Source organism: Pseudomonas sp. xss_2 (genome assembly GCF_043104195.1).
Classification (GTDB): Bacteria; Pseudomonadota; Gammaproteobacteria; order Pseudomonadales; family Pseudomonadaceae; genus Aquipseudomonas; species Aquipseudomonas urmiensis.
This window is the reverse complement of sequence record NZ_JBICKL010000010.1, coordinates 1-20,545: the sequence shown is the minus strand read 5'-3', so window position 1 is coordinate 20,545 and position 20,545 is coordinate 1. Positions and strand designations below refer to the sequence as shown.

Genomic DNA, 20,545 nt, shown 5'->3' with positions numbered 1-20,545 from the left:
AGGGCGCAGGCGTGGGAGCGGGCTTGCCCCGCGATAGAGCCGGCACAGGCTCAGCGCAGATCAGCCTCTGGCACGGTCATTCGAGAGGCAATGGCATCAGGCCGCCACTGCTGTCGCGCCACTGCCAGCACTTCGCCAGGGCTGGCACTCTCCAGTGCCGGATCAGTCGCTTGCCCCAACGCCCGCAACGCCCGTAGCAGCAGCGGTGTGGCCTGCTCAGGCGCCAGCGGCGGCGAGCGATACGACTTGCCCAATTTGTGCCCATCCGGCTGGATGATCAGCGGGATATGCAAGTAGCGCGGCTGGGAGAACCCCAGCAGTTCTTGCAGATACAGTTGGCGCGGGGTGTTGTCGAGCAAGTCAGCCCCACGCACGATGTCGGTCACACCTTGCCAGGCGTCGTCCAGCACCACCGCCAATTGGTAGGCATACAGCCCATCGCGACGCTGGATGATGAAATCGCCCACTTCGCGGCCCAGATGCTGGGCGAACTCGCCTTGCACCCGGTCACTAAAGCGGTAGCTCAGCTCTGGCACCCGCAGCCGAATCGCCGCGCCTTCGCGAGCATGGCCGGCATTGCGGCAAGTGCCTGGATAAATACCGTTGCTCCCCTCCAGCTGCTTGCGCGAGCAGGTGCAGGCATAGGCCAGGCCCTGGCGGAACAGGCGTTCGACCACCTCGGCGTACGCATCATGGCGCTGGCTTTGGAACACAACCTCGCCATCCCACTCCAGGCCGTAACCTTCCAGGGTGTGCAGGATGGCATTGCGTGCACCAGGCATCTCGCGCGGTGGGTCGGTGTCTTCCATGCGCAGCAGCCAACGGCCACCCACGGCACGGGCATCCAGCCAGGAGGCCAGGGCGGCGACCAGTGAGCCAAAGTGCAGGAAACCGCTAGGGGTTGGGGCAAAACGGCCGACGTAGGGTGATGGAGTCATGGGCGTACAGTATCTACAAATGAAACGGGGCGCCTTGAGCGCCCCGTTCGGTGGAAGTCAGGCTCCCTTGCCAACCGCCTTTTCTTTCTTTTCCGCAAGCTCTTTGCAATCGAAGCACAGATCGGCAGTAGGGCGAGCTTCGAGTCGGCGCAAGCCAATTTCGATGCCGCAGCTCACGCACCAGCCGTACTCTTTGTCCTGAATCAGTTGCAGGGTCTTGTCGATCTTCTTGATCAGCTTGCGCTCGCGGTCACGTGCGCGCAATTCAAGGGCAAACTCTTCCTCTTGCGTGGCACGGTCTGCCGGGTCGGCGAAGTTGGCCGCCTCTTCCTTCATGTGGTCCACGGTCTTGTCGACGCCGACCATCAGCTCCTGCTTCCAAGCGTTCAGGATATTGATGAAGTGCTTGCGCATGGGTTCACCCATGTACTCCTCACCCTTGGTCTCCTGATAGGGCTGAACCCCATAAAGATTTTGACTGGCTTTTTGCTTTTCTTGGGTGGACATGAATAGACCGCCTCTCACTCATCTGATCCAATGCGCAGGATGCTCCATCTCCGGCGACCGCCGGCCCTGCGACTGCGAGCCGCCGAACTTACCAGATAGATCGGGGGTGCGCTAGCCCGGCCGATCCTACGTGTTGACAGCGGCATGAGCCGCCCGTTCAGTGGCGTACAACGGTTGAACAACTAGTTTAGACCCAATTGAGAGAAGGCCCCATGGCTCAGCCCTACAGCGCGCGCAGCCGCGCCATCGAACCCTTTCATGTCATGGCACTGCTGGCGCGGGCCAACGAATTGCAGGCGGCGGGCCGGGATGTGATCCACCTGGAGATCGGCGAGCCGGACTTCACCACCGCCGCGCCGATCATCGCGGCCGGCCAGGCCGCCCTGGCCGATGGGCATACCCGCTACACCGCCGCGCGTGGCCTGCCGGCGCTACGTGAGGCGATTGCAGGCTTCTATGCGCAGCGCTACACGCTGTCGATCGACCCCGAGCGTATCCTCATCACCCCAGGGGGTTCCGGGGCGCTGTTGCTGGCCAGCAGCCTGCTGGTCGATCCGGGCAAGCACTGGCTGCTGGCCGACCCGGGCTACCCGTGCAACCGCCACTTCCTGCGCTTGGTCGAAGGCGGCGCGCAGCTGGTGCCAGTGGGCCCTGAGGTCAATTACCAGCTCACCGCCGACCTGGTCGAGCGTCATTGGGACAAAGACACGGTAGGTGCGCTGGTCGCGTCACCGGCCAACCCGACCGGTACCGTTCTGGATCGCGAGGCGCTGGCCAGCCTGTCCCAGGCTACTCGCGAGCGGCATGGTCACCTGGTGGTGGACGAGATCTACCACGGCCTGACCTACGGCATGGACGCACCCAGCGTACTGGAAGTGGACGACGAAGCGTTCGTTTTGAATAGTTTTTCCAAGTATTTCGGCATGACCGGCTGGCGCCTCGGTTGGTTGGTTGCGCCGCCCAACGCGGTCGGCGATCTTGAGAAACTGGCGCAGAATCTGTACATCAGTGCTCCAAGCATGGCCCAGCATGCCGCGCTGGCCTGCTTCCAGCCCGACACCCTGGCGATTCTTGAAGAGCGCCGCGGCGAATTCGCCAAGCGCCGCGACTACCTGCTGCCCGCGCTGCGCGAACTGGGCTTTGGCATCGCCGTCGAGCCGCAGGGTGCTTTCTATCTGTACGCCGACATCAGCGCGTTCGGTGGCGATGCGTTCGCCTTCTGCCGGCACTTCCTGGAAACCGAGTACCTGGCCTTCACCCCAGGCTTGGATTTTGGTCGCCATCAGGCGGGGCATCACGTGCGCTTTGCCTACACCCAGAGCCTGCCGCGTCTGGAACAGGCTGTTGAGCGTCTCGCCCGTGGTCTACGGAGCTGGCAAGGCTGATGGCATTCTTCCCATTGCTCGAACAGGGGCGGCTGCTGCGCCGCTATAAACGTTTTCTGGCTGACATCGAGCTGGCCAATGGCGAACAACTGACCATCCACTGCCCCAACACCGGCTCGATGCTCAATTGCATGCGTGAAGGCGGGCAGGTCTGGTTCAGCCGCTCCAATGACCCCAAGCGCAAGCTGCCGGGCACTTGGGAGATCAGTGAAACGCCGCAGGGGCGGTTGGCCTGCATTAACACTGGCCGGGCCAATGCGCTGGTCGAAGAGGCCCTGCGCGCCGGGGTGATCAGCGAATTGGCCGGCTTTACTGCACTCAAGCGCGAAGTGGCCTATGGCGAGGAGGGCAGCCGGGTCGATTTTCGCCTGGAGTTCGCCAGCGGCCCGGCCTATGTCGAGGTCAAGAGCGTCACTCTCGGCTACCCGGACACGCCGGTGGCTGCCTTCCCGGATGCAGTCACCCAGCGCGGTGCCAAGCACCTGCGTGAACTCGCGGCCTTGGCCCGCCAGGGCGTTCGGGCCGTGCAGCTGTATTGCGTCAACCTCACCGGAGTCGAAGCGGTGCGCCCAGCCGAGGAGATCGATGCGGCCTATGCCAGCGCCCTGCGCGCAGCCGTGGCCGATGGCGTCGAAGTGCTGGCCTATGGCACACGGCTGGATGCCTCACAGATCGTCATCGACCGGCCGCTGCCAGTGCTGCTCAATCCTTGAACCAGATGCCCTGGCTGTCTTCCAGGCAGTCCAGGGCCTGCAACTGCTCACCCTCGCAGGGACCGGCCACGCATTCGCCGGTCTCGATCAGAAACAGTGCGCCGTGATGAGCGCAATGAATCAGGCTGGCGCTGTCATCGAGAAAGCTATCGGCTTGCCAGTTGAGCGCGATGCCTTTGTGCGGGCAGCGATTGCGGTAGGCAAACACCTGGCCCTGGCGGCGCACGGCAAACAGCGCCACGCCCGCTACGCTGAACGCGCGGCTGTGGCCTTCACCAAGGTGCTCGGAAGCGCAGAGAAAATGCATTGCAGGTACAGGCTCGTACAGTAAAGGAATGGAACAAACGGATGGCTTGACGCCTCAATGCGAATAATTATCAAATTGCCCGCATGCTGCGTGCGCTGTCTATGGTGCGCAGTTCCGCTGTTCGCCACAAGGCGCGCGGCTTGTCTTCTGCAAAGGAACTCCGATGATGCGCCGTCCCGCTGCCCTGATCGCCCTGTGCGCCGGTCTTGTTCTCTCCACCCAGGCTCTGGCCGCCGAGCTGCCGCAACGTTGGGTGAGTGCCGGTGGCGCCCTGAGCGAATGGATCAGCGCCCTGGGCGGCGAGCAGCGCCTGGTTGGCGTCGACACCACCAGCCAGCACCCAGAGTCGCTCAAGGCTTTGCCCAGCATCGGTTACCAGCGTCAGCTGTCTGCCGAGGGCATTCTCAGCCTGCGCCCCGATGTGCTGGTAGGTACCGAGGAAATGGGCCCGCCGCCGGTGCTGGCACAGATCCGCAACGCCGGCGTGCGGGTTGAGCTGTTCTCCAGCAAAGCCGAACTGGGCGCAGTGGAGCAAAACCTCACGCATTTGGGCAGCCTGCTCGGCGCTGAACGGCAAGCCCGCGAACTGGCCGCAGGTTACCGCCAGCAACTCGATGATCTACAGGCCAAGGTCAAGCAGGCCCAGGCCAGCCAGAAAGCGCCGGGGGTGCTGCTTTTGGTAGGTCACTCCGGCTCCAAGCCAATGATTGCCGGCCACGGCACCTCGGGGGACTGGCTGCTGCGTCAGGCGGGGGCACGCAATCTGGCCGATCATCAGGGCTACAAGAACTTCTCGGTGGAAGCCCTGGCCGCCCTGGATCCGGATGTGGTGGTGTTCTCTGACCGTAGCTTGAGTGGCGAGCAGGCCCTGCAAGCGCTGGTGAAAGAGAACCCAGCGCTGGCGGCCTCGCGGGCTATTCGCGACAAACGCCTGGTTTCTCTGGATCCGACCTTGTTGGTTGGCGGCTTGGGTCCACGCCTGCCGGCGACCCTGCAGGAGTTGGCTGCCGCCTTCTATCCGCTGGCCAAGGCTAGCCTGGCCCAATGAAGCGGCGAGTCCAGCCGCGCACGCTGTTCATTGGCCTGAGTGGGCTGTGTTTGCTGGCAGTCTGGCTGTCGCTGGCGCTGGGACCGGTCAGTCTGCCGCTAATCGATACCTTGCGTGCCGGGCTGCGCCTGCTGGGGTTGCCGGTAGCAGGCGATGGCCTGGAACAGGCCGAGCTGATCCTGGGGCAGATTCGTCTGCCGCGAACCTTGCTTGGGCTGGCCGTTGGCGCTGTGCTGGCGCTGTCAGGCGTGGCCATGCAGGGGCTATTTCGTAACCCACTGGCAGACCCGGGGTTGGTCGGTGTGGCCAGTGGTGCGGCACTGGGCGCGGCGATCGCGATTGTCGGCGGCAGCTGGTTGGGCGGCATCCCTGAATGGTTCGCACCTTATTTGCTGTCGGTCTGTGCCTTCGTCGGTGGCTTGGGGGTGACGGCGCTGGTCTATCGCTTGGGCCGACGCGACGGCCAGACCAACGTCGCCACCATGCTTCTGGCAGGTATCGCCTTGACGGCGTTGGCGGGCTCAGCGGTCGGCTTGTTCACTTACCTGGCCGATGACGCCACCCTGCGCACCTTGACCTTCTGGAACCTGGGTAGCCTCAATGGCGCCAGTTACCAGCGGCTGTGGCCGTTGATCCTGGTCACCGTCGCGGTGGCCGTCTGGCTGCCACGCCGTGCCCAGGCGCTCAATGCGCTGTTGCTGGGCGAGTCAGAGGCCCGCCACCTGGGCGTGGAAGTGGAGTCGCTCAAGCGTGAGCTGGTGTTCTGCACCGCCCTGGGTGTCGGCGCTGCCGTGGCTGCCGCTGGCCTGATCGGCTTCATCGGCCTGGTGGTGCCGCACCTGGTACGCCTGGTGGCCGGGCCTGATCATCGCGTGCTGCTGCCGGCGTCGTTGCTGGCGGGCGGAGCGTTGCTGCTGTTCGCAGACCTGGTGGCGCGCTTGGCGCTGGCGCCGGCGGAATTGCCGATCGGTATCGTCACCGCCTTCATCGGTGCACCGTTCTTCTTGCTGTTACTGATCAAGGGGCGCACCTGATGCTCGAAGTCGAAGGCCTGCATCTGCGCCGTGGCAGCACTGAGGTGTTGCACGATATCCAACTGAAGCTGCAGCCGGGGGAGATCCTCGGCGTACTGGGCCCCAATGGCGCGGGTAAGAGCAGCCTGCTGGGGGCCTTATGTGGCGAACTGACACCGAGCCAGGGCCAGGTGCGTCTGCTTGGTCGGCAACTGGCTGACTGGAGCGGGCAAGCGCGCGCGCGGCAGCTGGCGGTGTTGCCGCAAGTGTCCAGCCTTGGCTTTGCCTTCCGGGTCGAGGAAGTGGTCGGCATGGGGCGCTTGCCGCATGCCAGCGGCCAACAACGTGACCAGCAGATCATCGAGGCTGCGTTGCGCGCCGCCGATGCCTGGCACTTGCTCGAGCGCAGCTATCTAGCGTTATCCGGTGGCGAACGCCAGCGCGTGCACCTGGCGCGGGTGTTGGCGCAGCTGTGGCCGGGCGAAGCGGGCGCTACGCTGCTGTTGGACGAGCCAACCTCCATGCTCGATCCCTTGCACCAGCACACCACGCTGCAAGCGGTGCGCAGTTTTGCCGACCGGGGGGCGGCGGTGATGGTCATCCTGCATGACCTGAACTTGGCGGCGCGCTACTGTGACCAGATATTGCTGCTGGAACAGGGGCGCTGCCATGCACTTGATTCTCCACGCAAGGTCTTGACCCCTGAAGCGCTCAAGGCGGTGTACGGCATTGATGTGCTGGTGCAGGATCACCCGGAGCGCGGCCATCCGCTGATCATCACCCGTTAGGAGAACTGCTCGATGCGCCATCGCTTGCTGTTGTCGATCTGTGTGGCCTTGACCTTGAGCGGCTGTCAGGCACGCCAGGCCAGCTTGCCGGCGTTGCCAGCCTGGCAGGGTAGTGAAGGGCGCGACCATGGGCAGTTGGGGCAGATCCGCGACCTTGCCAGCGGCCAACTGATCAGCCCCCAGCAACTGCTTGAGCAATTGGCCGATGCACCGCGCGTGCTAGTGGGTGAGAAGCACGACAATCCCGATCAGCATGCCTTGCAGCTGTGGCTGCTGCGCGCCCTGGCCAGTCAGCGGGCGCAGGGCAGCCTGTTATTGGAGATGCTCCAGCCTGAACAACAGCCGCGGGTGGATGCCGTGGCTGCAGGCGGGCAACTGCCGGCAGACTTGCCCAAGGCGCTGGCCTGGCAGGAAGGCTGGGATTGGCAGTGGTATGGGCCGATCGTGCGCGAGGCGTTCGAGCTGCAAATACCGTTGCTGGCCGCCAACCTTTCCAGCAGTGAGATGCGTCAGGCTTATCGGCAGCCTGTCTCGCTGCAGGGCGAGCGCTCCAATGCGCCTGCGGTCAAGGCTTCACTGTTGGCGCAGGTGCGTGATGGGCATTGCGGTTTGCTGCCCGCAAGCCAGCTGCCGGCGATGCTCGCGGTTCAGCAACAGCGTGATCGGCGCATGGCAGAGCGGATGATCGCCGCGCCTGAGCCGGCGTTGTTGTTTGCCGGTAGTTATCACGTGCGCAAGGATCTGGGTGTGCCGCTGCATCTGGCCGACCTTGGGGCTCAGGGGCAGACCAAGGTGGTGTTGCTGGCCGAGGTGGGGGAGCGGGTTGAGCCGGGGATGGCGGATTACGTCTGGTTCACCGCTGCGGTGCCGGAGCAGGACTATTGTGCGCAATTGCGTAAGGCGCATTGAACATCCATTGGCCTCATCGCGGGGCAAGCCCGCTCCAACGCAAACGACAGGCTTAGACTTAAGTAAGCTGCGTTGGAGCGGGCTTGCCCCGCGATGTGCCCAGCTCTGCCAGGCCCTGAAGTCCAGGCAAAAAAAGACCCGGCAAAAAGCCGGGTCAATAACCGTGATTAGCCTGATGAGGAGATAATCTGAGAGTCCGAACCAGGGGCTTTCAGGTTACCCAACCAGTCTCGCGACCAGTTGTGATAATCATAACGATTCTCATTTCTGCGTCAATCCCATTCCCCAACTTATTTCATATTTTTTTGCGTGGCGTTCTTCGCGTCCAATTGCTGGTTGAGCGCTTGCTTGCGTTCGGCAGGCAAATCGTTCCAGTGCATGTCCAGCAGGGCGCCTTCGATTGCGTACAACAACACCTTGGATGCACGAAAACCTCGGGTTCGTACGGCCTGGTATGCGCCCACCGCGCCCAGGCGACGCAAGTCCGACGCACTGTGGATGCCGGCTGCGTGCAACCACTGGGCGGAGGTCTTGCCGAGGTTCTTCAGGTGCTGCAATTCATCGTTCATCGAGCCTCCTTGCGATGGCTGAACGGGTCGTATGAATAAATCGCGAGCAGGTCAGACAGGAGTGTAGCGGGGCTTGGCGGATACGCGGCGTTTTGCCATCGGAGCCGACGGGCTGCCCTAGACCGTGGTAGCAGGATCGGCCGCATCGCGGGGCAAGCCCGCTCCCACGCAAACGACAGGCTTAGACTCAAACTGCGTGGGAGCGGGCTTGCCCCGCGATGAGGCCCGCACCCTCAGCATCAATTCCCAGAAATTGGCCGGTAACGCATACGGGTACCAAACTTGGCCGACATCAAGATCTCATCGGCACTCAGCTGGGCAGGGAAGTAAGTTCCGGAAATCTGCGCATGGGCAATGCTGGCGCCTTCCAGGCCATTTTCGCGCAGGTCCAGGCCGCGTAGGTCGGAGGCGCGGAAGTAGGCATCGGTAAAGTCGATCCCACGCACATCCAGTTCGCGCAGATCCAAACCGCGGAAATCCCCGCCCCGAAAATCGATCACTGTATCGGTAGGTTTCTCGCGATTGAAGGCAGCGATCTGCTCATCGCGCACGAGGGCGTACAGGGTGTTGTCCAGTTGCCGGGGCTGGTTCATGGCGGCGCCTCCTCGTGGGGTGTGATGATATTGTAATGCCATCACTGAGCAGGCGCCGATGTTCAAGCGTGAAGTGTCGACTGCTTCACGTCTGGGTGCTTAAAGGCCTGGCAGGCGCTGGCGGATCTGTTCGATCAACTGGTCCATGCTGGCGCTTTCCTGGGTGTCTACGCGCTTGCTGTCGCGCAGTTCCTGCTCATTGAGCGGGTCGCGGCTGGCCTGTTGCGCCTTGACCACTTCCAGGGTGGCGTCGGAGGGGTCGTCGTTGTCTGCCTGGCGCTGGGCCAACCAGCTTTCGATCACTGCCTGCGGCGCGTGGCAGTCGAGGATCAGCAACGGCACGCCGGTCTGGCTGGCCACATCGGCGGCGGCCTGGCGTTGTTCCTGCTTGAGGTAGGTGGCATCCAGCACTACCGGGAAGCCTGCGCGCAGAATCACTTCGGCCAGTTGATGCAGGCGCTGGTAGGTGGCGGCGCTGGCGTTCTGGTCGTAGATCCCGGCTTGGAGCTGGCCCGCATTGGCCTGGGCTTGTTCACCGAACAGGCGCTTGCGTTCGACGTCAGAGCGCACGCGGATCGCGCCCAGCGCTTCGACCAGGCGCATCGATACATGGCTTTTGCCAACCGCCGATACACCATGGGTGATGGCCAGCAGGCGCGAGGGGATCGCGCTATAGCTCTCGGCCAGGTTGGCATAGTTGCGGTAAGTGCGCAGGGTGGTGGCGCGCTGCACGCCATCGGCATTGGCCGGCATGCTGAACAGGGCGACCTTGGCGCGTACCAGTGCGCGATAAGCCTTGTAGAAGTTGAGCAACTCCAGGCCCTGGTAGTCGCCGGTCAGCTCCAGATATTGGCTGATGAAACGCCGCGCAAGGCATTTCAGGCCGCGGTCTTCGAGGTCCATGGCGAGGAAACCGGTGTCAGCCCAGACATCGGTCTTGCGGAACGGCTCGTTGAACTCGATGCAATCGAACACCACCACCTTGCCATCGATCAGCGTAGCGTTACCCAGGTGGATATCACCATGGCACTCGCGGATGAAGCCGTTGGCCTTGCGCGCTGCGAACAGCTCGTGCAGGCGATCGAAGCTGCTGCGTGCCCAAGCCTGCAGTGCGTCCAGCTGTTGCAAGTCGGCCTTGTCGCTGAGGAACGGACGGATTTGCTCGAAGTTCTGCTCAACCGGGGCCATCACGCTTTCAGGCGAGCCGAATGGCTGATCGGCCAGGACCTTGGGGGTCTGCAGGTGGAACTCGGCGATCTGTCGGGCCATCTGGTCGATGTGGCTGGCGTTCAGTTCGCCGTTGGCCTGCAAGGTGCTGAGCAACTGGCTTTGGGGGAACTGGCGCATGCGCAGGGCGAATTCGATCGGTGCACCTTCGCCACCGATTTGCGGCGCTTCGACGCTGCCGGTGATCGGTTGCACGTCCAGATACAGGCCTTCGGTCAGGCGCTGGTTCAGGCGCAACTCTTCGTTACAGAAATGCTCGCGCTGGTCCAGGCCGGTGAAGTCCAGGAAGCCGAAGTTCATTGGCTTTTTGATCTTGTAGGCGTACTCACCCGTGAGCAGCACCCACGAGATATGCGTCTCGATGAGCTGGAACCCGTCCACGGGATGAGGGTAGAGGGCGGGGTTCTGCAGGGCACTGATGAGGGCTTGGCTCACGGGCAATCCTTCCGGGGTAAGGGAATTCGAATGCGCCATTATGGTCAATGGTGCCGTCCCTGCATACCGCCGGGCCTGCCTTGACTAAAGTGCGTATAATCCGCCGCCATGACTCGATCCCGAAATTCCCGTACTGCGCAGAAACGCTCGACCGGCCGCTCCCGTGCCTGGCTGGGCTGGGCCCTCAAACTCAGCCTGGTAGGCCTGGTGCTGGTGGCCGGTTTTGCCATCTACCTCGATGCCATCGTCCAGGAGAAGTTCTCCGGCAAGCGCTGGACCATCCCGGCCAAAGTGTATGCCCGGCCGCTGGAGCTGTTCGTCGGCCAGAAGCTGAGCAAGAACGACTTCCTCACCGAGCTCGATGCCCTCGGCTATCGCCGCGAAAGTGCGGCCAATGGCCCGGGCGCGGCCTCGGTCAATGGCAATAGCGTCGACCTCAACACTCGCGGCTTCCAGTTTTATGAAGGCATGGAGCCCGCGCAGTTCGTGCGCGTGCGCTTCTCCGGCGACTACGTCGCGGGCATGACCGGCGCCAACGGCGGCAAGCTCGATGTGGTGCGCCTGGAGCCGCTGATGATTGGCGGTATCTACCCGAAGAACCTGGAAGACCGCATCCTGATCAAGATCGACCAGGTACCGCCGTACCTGCTGGAAACCTTGATCGCCACCGAAGACCGTGATTTCTACAGTCACTTTGGCGTCTCGCCCAAGGGCATCGCCCGGGCGGTTTGGATCAATACTTCGTCCGGCGCCATGCGCCAGGGGGGCAGTACCCTGACGCAGCAGTTGGTGAAGAACTTCTACCTGACCAACGAGCGCAGCCTGAGCCGTAAGCTGACCGAAGCCATGATGGCCGTGTTGCTCGAACTGCATTACGACAAGCGCGAGATCCTTGAGGCCTACCTCAACGAAGTGTTCGTCGGCCAGGATGGCCAGCGCGCCGTGCACGGCTTTGGCTTGGCCAGCCAGTTCTTCTTCAGCCAGCCGCTGCAAGAGCTCAAGCTGCATCAGATTGCCCTGCTGGTCGGCATGGTCAAGGGGCCGTCGTATTACAACCCGCGGCGCTACCCTGAGCGGGCCCTGATCCGCCGTAACCTGGTGCTCGATCTGCTCGCCGAGCAGGGTGTGGCGAGCAAGGAAGTGGTCGAGGCGGCGAAGAAGATGCCGTTGGGCGTCACCAAGCGCGGCAGCCTGGCCGACAGCTCGTTCCCGGCCTTCCTCGACCTGGTCAAGCGACAGCTGCGCCAGGATTACCGCGACGAAGACCTTACCGAAGAAGGCCTGCGCATCTTCACCAGTTTCGACCCGATCCTGCAGATGAAGGCCGAAACCGCCATGAGCGAGACCTTCAAGCGTCTGGCCGGGCGCAAGGGTTCGGATGCGGTCGAGTCGGCGATGGTGGTAACCAATCCTGAGACTGGCGAAGTTCAGGCGTTGATCGGCAGCCGTCAGTCGGGCTTTGCCGGGTTCAACCGCGCGATCGATGCCGTGCGTCCGATCGGCTCGCTGGTCAAACCGGCGGTGTACCTGACCGCGCTGGAAAAGCCGAGCAAGTACACCCTGACCAGCTGGGTGCAGGATGAGCCGTTCTCGGTCAAAGGCGCCGACGGCCAGGTCTGGCGTCCGCAGAACTACGACCGCCGTCCGCACGGCACCATCTACCTGTATCAGGGGCTGGCCAATTCCTACAACTTGTCCACCGCCAAGCTCGGCCTGGAAGTGGGCGTGCCGAACGTGATCAAGACCATTGGCCGCCTGGGCGTCAATGTTGACTGGCCGGCGTTCCCGTCGATGCTGCTGGGCGCTGGCGGCATGTCGCCGATGCAAGTCGCGACCATGTACCAGACCATCGCCAACGGCGGTTTCAACACGCCGATGCGCGGTATCCGCAGCGTGCTGACCGCCGAGGGCGAGCCGCTCAAGCGGTATCCGTTCCAGATCCAGCAGACCTTCGATCCAGGTGCCATTTATCTGGTGCAGAACGCCATGCAGCGGGTCATGCGTGAGGGTACCGGGCGTTCGGTTTACAGTGTATTGCCGAACAACCTGACCCTGGCGGGCAAGACCGGCACCAGTAACGATTCGCGCGACAGCTGGTTCTCCGGCTTCAGCCAGGATCTGCTGGCGGTGGTCTGGCTGGGCCGCGACGACAATGGCAAGACGCCATTCACCGGTGCCACCGGCGCCCTGCAGGTGTGGACCAGCTTCATGCGCAAGGCCGATCCGTTGCCGCTGGACATGCCGCAACCGGATAACGTGGTGCAGGCCTGGATCGATCCGTACAGCGGCCAAGGCTCCGACAGCAGCTGTCCGGGAGCGGTGCAGATGCCGTATATTCGCGGCAGCGAACCGGCCGCAGGGGTTGCCTGTGGCGGTGAGCAGAATCCGGCTGAGTCGGTCATGGACTGGGTCAAGGGTTGGATGAATTGAGCACTGCTGGCCTGGGCGGATCAACCCCCAGGCCAGCAGCCGCATTTAAAGAGGGTGTGAAGTGAACAAGTGGTGGTTTCCTGCCTTGACGGCATTGGCCATGCTCCATGGCTGCGCCAGCGTTCCACGCGGCAACATTCCGGTGGTCGACTCGAGCACCCGGGTATCTAACAGCGAGCGCGTTACTGCCAACCGTGCTGCGACCCAGGCCGGCAACGGCACCTCGCAGGCGCAGGCACTGACGGAAGATTCCGGGGTTACCGTGATGATCCCGCAAGGGGCGGGCGCATCGTCCATCCAGACCTTCCCAGCGGGCAATGGGGCAGCCCCCATCAGCACTGCACCGATCAGTACCGGTCCGATCACCACCAATCCCAACCCGATCGCTGACGAGCCGTTTGACATCGCCTCGATGAGTAGTACGCCAGCTGCGAGCAGCGCGCCGACTGGGATTCCGCGTAGCAATACGGCCGCCGGCAGCCTGTCGGCCGACGAACAGCTCGATGGCCCGGTGCTGGCGCTGCTGACCACCGCCCAGCAGCAACAGGGCAGTGGCGACTTCAATGGCGCCTCGTCGAGCCTGGAGCGTGCCCAGCGCATCGCCCCGCGTGAGCCGCAAGTGCTGTTCCGCCTGGCGCAGGTGCGTTTGTCGCAAGGCGATGCGGCCCAGGCCGAACAGCTGGCGCGTCGTGCCCTGACCTACGCCAATGGCCGTCCAGACCTGCAAGCCGAGCTGTGGAACACCATCGCCCAAGCCCGCGAGAAACAGGGTGACAGCGCAGGTGCAGCGCTGGCGCGACAGAAGGCACGGGTCAATCTGTGATGATCGAGCAACGTATTCTCGATATCGCTGATCACTTGTTGCTGATCGAGCACGAACTGCGTGCGCAAGGCTGGTGGAGTGAGCAATCACCCAGTGCCGAAGCGCTTGCCAGCGTGGTGCCGTTCGCCGTTGATTCGATGGGCTTCGAGCAGTGGCTGCAGTGGATTTTCCTGCCACGAATGAAGCTCATTCTCGAACACGGGCATCCCTTGCCAAATGCCTCGGGCATCCTGGTGATGGCTGAAACGGTTTTCGTCGATCGCCCAGAGCAGAGTCGCGCGCTGCGTCGACTGCTGGCGGAATTCGATCAATTGATCAGCCCATCCGCCTGATTTCTTCTCTTTTTCTTTCAAGAGCCGCAGATTGCGGCTCTTTTTTTGTCTTTTGTTTGTTTTTCTGCTGCTGTCAGATCTATTCGTGGTGGAACGAATTCATCCTGAGGAAAAATTGGCAATAATTTTTCTTGACTTAATCGCGGCGAATCACAAGAATCCAGTTTCCGCTTTAGAGGGACTGCCAGAAGCAGACCCGCTAAGCAGATCATGAGGCGCACACCCGCGCCGACTTGTTACACCCCGCAACGCGTTACCTCGCGCTGGGTGGGAAAACCCCGCAACACTCTGGGGTGCTCCCAATACTTGCTCAGTCAGTGCTGACGTTCGCTCATGCTCTGCTTGGCAGTAAACCTATTAAGACCCGTCCACTAGGGACGGTATTCTGGCGTTTTAGAGGTGAACAACGTGGAGCTTTTATCTGGCGCTGAGATGGTCGTCCGCTTTTTGCGTGACGAAGGCGTTAAGCACATCTACGGGTACCCTGGCGGTGCTCTCCTTCATGTTTACGACGCGCTGTTCAAAGAGCCGGAAGTCGAGCACATCCTGGTTCGTCACGAGCAGGCGGCAACCCACATGGCCGACGGCTATGCCCGCGCTACCGGCAAGGCTGGTGTAGTGCTGGTAACCTCAGGTCCGGGCGCCACCAATGCCATTACCGGCATTGCTACCGCGTACATGGATTCGATTCCAATGGTCATCCTGTCGGGCCAGGTGCCTAGCACCATGGTCGGCACCGATGCCTTCCAGGAAACCGACATGATCGGTATCTCGCGGCCGATCGTGAAGCACAGCTTCATGATCAAGCACGCCTCGGAAATCCCGGAAGTCCTGAAAAAAGCCTTCTACCTGGCGCAATCCGGCCGTCCCGGCCCGGTCGTGGTCGACATTCCAAAAGATATGACCAACCCGGCCGAGAAGTTCGAGTACGTCTATCCGAAGAAGGTCAAGCTGCGTTCCTACAGCCCGGCCGTACGTGGCCATTCGGGGCAGATCCGCAAGGCAGCCGAGATGATCCTCGCCGCCAAGCGTCCGATCGTCTACTCCGGTGGTGGCGTGATCCTCGGTGGCGGCTCCGAAGCACTGACCGAAATCGCCAAGTCGCTGAACCTGCCAGTCACCAATACCCTGATGGGCTTGGGCGGCTTCCCGGGTACCGACCGCCAGTTCCTCGGCATGCTCGGTATGCACGGCAGCTTCACCGCCAACCTGGCCATGCACAACGCCGACGTGATCCTGGCGGTCGGTGCGCGTTTCGATGACCGTGTGATCAACGGCCCGGCGAAGTTCTGCCCGAACGCCAAGATCATCCACATCGATATCGACCCGGCCTCGATCTCCAAGACCATCAAGGCCGACGTACCGATCGTAGGTCCGGTCGACAGCGTGCTCAGCGAGATGCTGGCAATCCTCAAGGAAATCGGCCAGCAGCCTGACAAGGCCGCGCTGGACGCCTGGTGGAAGCAGATCGACGAGTGGCGCGGTGATCGCGGCCTGTTCCCTTACGACAAGGGCGACGGCAGCGTGATCAAGCCGCAGACCGTGATCGAGACCCTGTGTGAAGTGACCAACGGCGACGCGTTCATCACGTCCGACGTTGGCCAGCACCAGATGTTCGCGTCGCAGTACTACCGCTTCAACAAGCCAAACCGTTGGATCAACTCCGGCGGCCTGGGCACCATGGGCTTCGGCTTCCCGGCGGCGATGGGCGTCAAGCTCAACTTCCCGGATGACGATGTCGCCTGTGTGACCGGTGAAGGCAGCATCCAGATGAACATCCAGGAGCTGTCGACCTGCATGCAGTACGGTTTGCCGGTGAAAATCGTCAACCTCAACAACGGTGTACTGGGCATGGTTCGCCAGTGGCAGGACATGTCGTACAACGGCCGTCACTCGCATTCGTATGTCGAGTCGCTGCCGGACTTCGTCAAGCTGGTCGAGGCCTATGGCCATGTCGGTATCCGCATCACCAGCCTGAAGGACCTCAAGCCCAAGCTTGAAGAAGCCTTCGCCATGAAAGACCGGTTGGTGTTCATCGATATCGCGGTCGACAGGACCGAGCACGTCTATCCGATGCAGATCAAAGACGGCTCGATGCGTGACATGTGGCTGAGCAAGACGGAGCGTACCTGATATGCGGCACATCATTTCCCTGCTGCTGGAAAACGAACCCGGTGCCTTGTCTCGCGTGGTCGGCCTGTTCTCCCAGCGCAACTACAACATTGAAAGCCTGACCGTGGCGCCGACCGAGGACCCAACCCTCTCGCGCCTGACCCTGACCACCGTTGGCCATGACGAAGTGATCGAACAGATCACCAAGAACCTGAACAAGCTGGTGGAAGTGGTGAAGCTGGTCGACCTGTCGGAAAGCGCTCACATCGAACGCGAACTGATGCTGGTCAAGGTCAAGGCGACCGGCGCCCAGCGCGCCGAGATCAAACGCACCACCGACATTTTCCGTGGGCAGATCGTCGACGTAACCGCCAGCGTGTATACCGTGCAACTGAGCGGCACCAGCGACAAACTGGACAGCTTCATCCAGGCGATCGGCACCGCATCGATTCTCGAAACCGTGCGCAGTGGAGTCACCGGCATTGCCCGTGGCGACAAAGTGCTCAGCATCTAACTTCAAAAATTAGCGATGGCTCCACTAGGGCCGAGATATAACAGGGGTATTTCATGAAAGTTTTCTACGACAAAGACTGCGACTTTTCCATCATCCAAGGTAAGAAAGTCGCCATCATCGGCTACGGTTCGCAAGGCCACGCCCAGGCGTGCAACCTGAAGGACTCCGGTGTAGACGTTACCGTCGGTCTGCGTAAAGGTTCGGCTACCGTTGCCAAGGCAGAAGCTCACGGCCTGAAAGTTGCCGACGTGGCTACCGCTGTCGCTGCTGCCGACCTGGTCATGATCCTGACCCCGGACGAGTTCCAGGGCGCTCTGTACAAGAACGAGATCGAGCCGAACATCAAGAAGGGCGCTACCCTGGCCTTCTCCCACGGCTTCTCGATCCACTACAACCAGGTCGTTCCGCGTGCCGACCTCGACGTGATCATGATCGCGCCGAAAGCTCCGGGCCACACCGTTCGCTCCGAGTTCGTCAAAGGCGGCGGTATCCCTGACCTGATCGCGATCTACCAAGACGCCTCGGGCAACGCCAAGAACGTTGCTCTGTCGTACGCCGCTGGCGTCGGTGGCGGCCGTACCGGCATCATCGAAACCACCTTCAAGGACGAGACTGAAACCGACCTGTTCGGCGAGCAGGCTGTTCTGTGTGGCGGTACCGTCGAGCTGGTCAAAGCCGGTTTCGAAACCCTGGTTGAAGCGGGCTACGCGCCAGAAATGGCCTACTTCGAGTGCCTGCACGAACTGAAGCTGATCGTTGACCTCATGTACGAAGGCGGCATCGCCAACATGAACTACTCGATCTCCAACAACGCCGAGTACGGCGAGTACGTGACTGGCCCAGAAGTCATCAACGAAGAATCCCGCAAGGCCATGCGCAATGCTCTGAAGCGCATCCAGGACGGCGAGTACGCGAAGATGTTCATCTCCGAAGGCGCCACCAACTACCCATCGATGACCGCCAAGCGTCGTAACAACGCCGCCCACGGTATCGAAGTGATCGGTGAGCAGCTGCGTTCCATGATGCCTTGGATCTCGGCTAACAAGATCGTCGACAAGGCTAAGAACTAAGTCTTTGCGATGAGATGAAAAACGCGGCTTCGGCCGCGTTTTTTCGTTTAGGCGGCTCGCATCTGGTATAAAGCGACCAGTGGCTTGCTGTCAGAACCTGTTTTGCAAGCCCGTGTCGAAACATTTTCCACTCAGTTGCAAGGTAATTTTCATGAGCGAACGTCCCGAAGAGCCGAACAAGCCCTCCGACGCCGAAAGCCTGCTACCTGTCGATGAGCATGTTGAAGAGGGGCATGACGCCGAAGGGCGTAAGGTGCGGCATCGCGGCATCTACCTGCTGCCCAACCTGTTCACCACTGCCAACCTGTTCGCCGGCTTTTACTCGATCATCAGCTCGATCAGCGCGCAGAGCGCCATGAGCGCAGGTGATCCCCGCGAGGCGAGCAAGTATTTCGCCTTTGCTGCCATCGCCATTTTCGTGGCCATGGTGCTCGACGGCCTCGATGGTCGTGTAGCGCGCATGACCAACACCCAAAGCGCCTTTGGCGCCGAGTACGACTCGTTGTCCGACATGGTCGCCTTCGGCGTCGCTCCGGCACTGTTGGCATTCGGTTGGGCACTGGGCGACATGGGCAAGGTCGGTTGGATGGTGGCCTTCATCTATGTTGCGGGCGCGGCGTTGCGTCTGGCCCGTTTCAACACCCAGGTCGGCACCGCCGACAAGCGTTACTTCATCGGTCTGGCCAGCCCGGCTGCGGCAGGTGTGGTGGCCGGTACTGTCTGGGCGTTTAGCGATTTCGGCATCCAGGGTTCCAAGCTGTCGTTCCTGGTCGCGCTGCTGGTCGCCGCTGCCGGCATGCTGATGGTCAGCAACGTCAAGTACAACAGCTTCAAAGAGCTCGACCTCAAGGGGCGCGTGCCTTTCGTGGCGATCCTGGCCGTGGTGCTGGTGTTTGCCGTGGTGTTCAGCGATCCGCCGCGCATCCTCCTGCTGATCTTCCTCGGCTATGCGATCTCGGGCCCGGTGCAGTACTTGCTGCGGGTGCGTCGGCGAAAAGTCTGAAGTTGATTTAATGCTGGAATAACCTGCCGGCTCTACAGTCTTACGGGTACATCAGTTGCCCGTACTGTGGAGCCGTTATGCTCATCAAGATCCCTCGTTCATCCGATTGCCAAGCATCGGAGATCACCCCCGAAAGCCTTTATCTATCGCGTCGAACCGTGCTGGGTGCCTCTCTGGCGGGTATTGCCGTGGGTGCGCTGTCAGGCCTGGCCAGCGCGGGTGAGCCGTCGCGCTATGCCGATGTCGCGCCTGGTGCGCCGCCGCAATGGTTCAGCGACAAGCTGGGCGCCGCTCGTTGGCAAGCGGTAACGGTCAAGGATGAGGCGATCACTCCGTTCAAGGATGCAACGCACTACAACAACTTCTACGAGTTCGGCACCGACAAGGGCGATCCGGCGGCCAATGCCGGTAGCCTGAAGACCGAGCCGTGGAGCCTGGTGGTCGATGGTGAGGTGGCCAAGCCGGGGCGCTATGCGCTGGAGGACTTCGTCAAGCCGTACCAGCTGGAGGAGCGCATCTATCGACTGCGCTGTGTCGAGGCCTGGTCGATGGTCATCCCCTGGCTGGGTTTTACCCTGGCGGAGGTGCTCAAACAGGTGCAGCCGACCTCGAAAGCGCGTTACCTGCGATTTGAGACGCTGCAAGATCCCAAGGTCATGCCGGGTCAGCGCTCCTCATTCGCCTTGATCGACTGGCCGTATATAGAGGGCTTGCGCCTGGATGAAGCGATGAATCCGCTGGCGATCCTGGCGGTGGGTATGTATGGCCGGCAGTTGCCCAATCAGAATGGCGCACCGTTGCGCCTGGTGGTGCCCTGGAAGTACGGCTTCAAAAGCATCAAGTCGATCGTGCGGATCAGCCTGGTCGCCGAGCAACCCAAGACTACCTGGGAAAGCCTGGCGCCGACTGAGTATGGCTTTTATGCCAACGTCAACCCGAATGTCGACCATCCGCGCTGGACCCAGGCCCGCGAGCGGCGTCTGCCCAGCGGGCTGTTCAGCCCTAATGTGCGCGATACCTTGATGTTCAATGGCTACGGCGATGAAGTCGCCTCTCTATATAGTGGGCTCGATCTGCGGAAGAACTATTGATGCGCTATCCCTGGTTGCGCCTGGCTATTTTTCTGCTGGGCTGCCTGTTTCCGGCGTGGTGGCTGTACGAGGCGGCGATGAATCTGCTGGGGCCGGACCCTGGCAAGATCCTGGTCGACCGTCTCGGGCTCGGTGCGCTGATCTTCCTGCTAATAACCTTGAGCATGACTCCTCTGCAGCGTTTGACGGGGTGGTCAGGCTGGATCGTGGTGCGTCGGCAGCTGGGGCTGTGGTGCTTTGCTTATATAGTGCTGCACATGACTGCCTATATGGTGTTCATCCTCGGTTTGGATTGGGGTCAGTTGGGCGTCGAACTGCGTAAGCGCCCGTACATCATCGTTGGCGTGCTGGGCTTTATTGGCTTGCTGGCGCTGGCGGTCACCTCCAATCGCTACAGCCAACGGCGCTTGGGCGCGCGTTGGAAGAAGCTGCATAAGCTGGTGTATCTGATCCTTGGGCTGGGATTGCTGCATTTTCTATGGATCGTGCGCTCGGATCTCAAGGAATGGGCCATCTACGCATCTATAGGTGCTGCCTTGCTGGCACTACGTATTCCGGCCGTGTGGCGGCGTGTGCCGCGGCTTATGGGTGGGCGGGGCAGGGCGGTTTGAAACATATTTGAAATAAAGTGTTGACGGCCTTTCGAAACCCCTTATAATGCGCCCCACTTCCAGCGTAGTTGGAGCGGAAAACTCCTTGAGTATCAACGAGTTAGATGTTCCAGGCAGTACTGGAGGT

At 61.7% G+C, this 20,545-nt stretch carries 21 protein-coding genes; 15 read left to right on the top strand and 6 right to left on the bottom strand.

Annotated elements, in window-relative coordinates; all coding sequences use genetic code 11:
* Positions 1–50 precede the first annotated feature (50 nt).
* Positions 51–938, bottom strand: coding sequence for a tRNA glutamyl-Q(34) synthetase GluQRS (gluQRS, locus tag ACF8K2_RS01125; RefSeq protein ID WP_392463117.1), 888 nt, complete (start codon positions 936–938; stop codon positions 51–53).
* A 57-nt stretch (positions 939–995) separates the two neighbouring features.
* Complete coding sequence (gene dksA, locus ACF8K2_RS01120; RefSeq protein ID WP_392463115.1) at positions 996–1,445, bottom strand: RNA polymerase-binding protein DksA; 450 nt, start codon at positions 1,443–1,445, stop codon at positions 996–998.
* A 212-nt stretch (positions 1,446–1,657) separates the two neighbouring features.
* Here dksA and ACF8K2_RS01115 point away from each other — a divergent pair, with 212 nt between their 5' ends.
* Positions 1,658–2,830: a pyridoxal phosphate-dependent aminotransferase gene (locus tag ACF8K2_RS01115; protein WP_186556471.1), complete on the top strand. Its 1,173-nt coding sequence runs from the start codon at positions 1,658–1,660 to the stop codon at positions 2,828–2,830.
* Positions 2,830–3,543 (top strand): DNA/RNA nuclease SfsA, encoded by a 714-nt coding sequence (gene sfsA, locus ACF8K2_RS01110; RefSeq protein ID WP_312154611.1) that lies wholly within the window; start codon positions 2,830–2,832, stop codon positions 3,541–3,543. The genes ACF8K2_RS01115 and sfsA overlap by 1 nt, the downstream gene beginning before the upstream one ends.
* Here the strand turns inward: sfsA and ACF8K2_RS01105 are convergent.
* Positions 3,533–3,850, bottom strand: a complete 318-nt coding sequence (locus ACF8K2_RS01105; protein ID WP_186556469.1) for a Rieske 2Fe-2S domain-containing protein — start codon at positions 3,848–3,850, stop codon at positions 3,533–3,535. The genes sfsA and ACF8K2_RS01105 overlap by 11 nt on opposite strands.
* A 163-nt stretch (positions 3,851–4,013) precedes the next feature.
* On the opposite strand from ACF8K2_RS01105, the gene ACF8K2_RS01100 reads away from it, so the two are divergent.
* From ACF8K2_RS01100 to ACF8K2_RS01085, 4 genes are read left to right on the top strand one after another with little or no spacing between them, the layout of a single operon-like run.
* Positions 4,014–4,898, top strand: coding sequence for a hemin ABC transporter substrate-binding protein (locus ACF8K2_RS01100; RefSeq protein ID WP_392463112.1), 885 nt, complete (start codon positions 4,014–4,016; stop codon positions 4,896–4,898).
* Positions 4,899–4,948: 50 nt separating this feature from the next.
* Positions 4,949–5,932, top strand: coding sequence for a FecCD family ABC transporter permease (locus tag ACF8K2_RS01095; protein ID WP_392463120.1), 984 nt, complete (start codon positions 4,949–4,951; stop codon positions 5,930–5,932).
* Complete coding sequence (locus tag ACF8K2_RS01090) at positions 5,932–6,699, top strand: heme ABC transporter ATP-binding protein (protein WP_392463110.1); 768 nt, start codon at positions 5,932–5,934, stop codon at positions 6,697–6,699. Before ACF8K2_RS01095 ends, ACF8K2_RS01090 begins: the two co-directional genes overlap by 1 nt.
* Before the next feature lie 12 nt (positions 6,700–6,711).
* Positions 6,712–7,608, top strand: coding sequence for a ChaN family lipoprotein (locus ACF8K2_RS01085; protein WP_392463108.1), 897 nt, complete (start codon positions 6,712–6,714; stop codon positions 7,606–7,608).
* A 290-nt stretch (positions 7,609–7,898) separates the two neighbouring features.
* Here ACF8K2_RS01085 and ACF8K2_RS01080 read toward each other — a convergent pair whose 3' ends face one another.
* From ACF8K2_RS01080 to ACF8K2_RS01070, 3 genes are all read right to left on the bottom strand, one after another.
* A complete protein-coding gene (locus ACF8K2_RS01080) occupies positions 7,899–8,177 on the bottom strand; it encodes a TfoX/Sxy family protein (RefSeq protein ID WP_264237231.1) in 279 nt (92 codons plus the stop codon).
* Between the two features lie 239 nt (positions 8,178–8,416).
* Complete coding sequence (locus ACF8K2_RS01075; protein ID WP_264237232.1) at positions 8,417–8,770, bottom strand: pentapeptide repeat-containing protein; 354 nt, start codon at positions 8,768–8,770, stop codon at positions 8,417–8,419.
* 99 nt (positions 8,771–8,869) lie between these two features.
* Positions 8,870–10,432, bottom strand: coding sequence for an AAA family ATPase (locus ACF8K2_RS01070; RefSeq protein WP_392463105.1), 1,563 nt, complete (start codon positions 10,430–10,432; stop codon positions 8,870–8,872).
* A 108-nt stretch (positions 10,433–10,540) separates the two neighbouring features.
* Between ACF8K2_RS01070 and mrcB the strand changes: the two genes are divergently transcribed.
* From mrcB to msrQ, 9 genes are all read left to right on the top strand, one after another.
* Complete coding sequence (gene mrcB / locus ACF8K2_RS01065) at positions 10,541–12,862, top strand: penicillin-binding protein 1B (protein WP_392463103.1); 2,322 nt, start codon at positions 10,541–10,543, stop codon at positions 12,860–12,862.
* 61 nt (positions 12,863–12,923) lie between these two features.
* Positions 12,924–13,685, top strand: coding sequence for a tetratricopeptide repeat protein (locus tag ACF8K2_RS01060; protein ID WP_186556461.1), 762 nt, complete (start codon positions 12,924–12,926; stop codon positions 13,683–13,685).
* Complete coding sequence (locus tag ACF8K2_RS01055) at positions 13,685–14,017, top strand: YqcC family protein (RefSeq protein WP_264237235.1); 333 nt, start codon at positions 13,685–13,687, stop codon at positions 14,015–14,017. The genes ACF8K2_RS01060 and ACF8K2_RS01055 overlap by 1 nt, the downstream gene beginning before the upstream one ends.
* Positions 14,018–14,425: 408 nt before the next feature.
* On the top strand, positions 14,426–16,150 hold the full coding sequence (locus ACF8K2_RS01050) for an acetolactate synthase 3 large subunit (RefSeq protein WP_392463101.1): 1,725 nt from the start codon (positions 14,426–14,428) through the stop codon (positions 16,148–16,150).
* Position 16,151: 1 nt separating this feature from the next.
* Entirely contained in the window at positions 16,152–16,643 is a 492-nt protein-coding gene (ilvN, locus tag ACF8K2_RS01045; RefSeq protein ID WP_003250040.1) for an acetolactate synthase small subunit, read from the top strand.
* A gap of 53 nt (positions 16,644–16,696) precedes the next feature.
* Positions 16,697–17,713: a ketol-acid reductoisomerase gene (gene ilvC / locus ACF8K2_RS01040; RefSeq protein WP_392463099.1), complete on the top strand. Its 1,017-nt coding sequence runs from the start codon at positions 16,697–16,699 to the stop codon at positions 17,711–17,713.
* A 151-nt stretch (positions 17,714–17,864) separates the two neighbouring features.
* The gene (gene pssA, locus ACF8K2_RS01035; RefSeq protein ID WP_392463097.1) at positions 17,865–18,716 is read left to right on the top strand and encodes a CDP-diacylglycerol--serine O-phosphatidyltransferase; all 852 of its coding nucleotides are present in this window, start codon (positions 17,865–17,867) and stop codon (positions 18,714–18,716) included.
* A 77-nt stretch (positions 18,717–18,793) separates the two neighbouring features.
* Positions 18,794–19,807 (top strand): protein-methionine-sulfoxide reductase catalytic subunit MsrP, encoded by a 1,014-nt coding sequence (gene msrP, locus ACF8K2_RS01030; protein WP_392463095.1) that lies wholly within the window; start codon positions 18,794–18,796, stop codon positions 19,805–19,807.
* Positions 19,807–20,418, top strand: coding sequence for a protein-methionine-sulfoxide reductase heme-binding subunit MsrQ (msrQ, locus tag ACF8K2_RS01025; RefSeq protein ID WP_312152124.1), 612 nt, complete (start codon positions 19,807–19,809; stop codon positions 20,416–20,418). The genes msrP and msrQ overlap by 1 nt, the downstream gene beginning before the upstream one ends.
* The last annotated feature ends 127 nt before the right edge of the window (positions 20,419–20,545 follow it).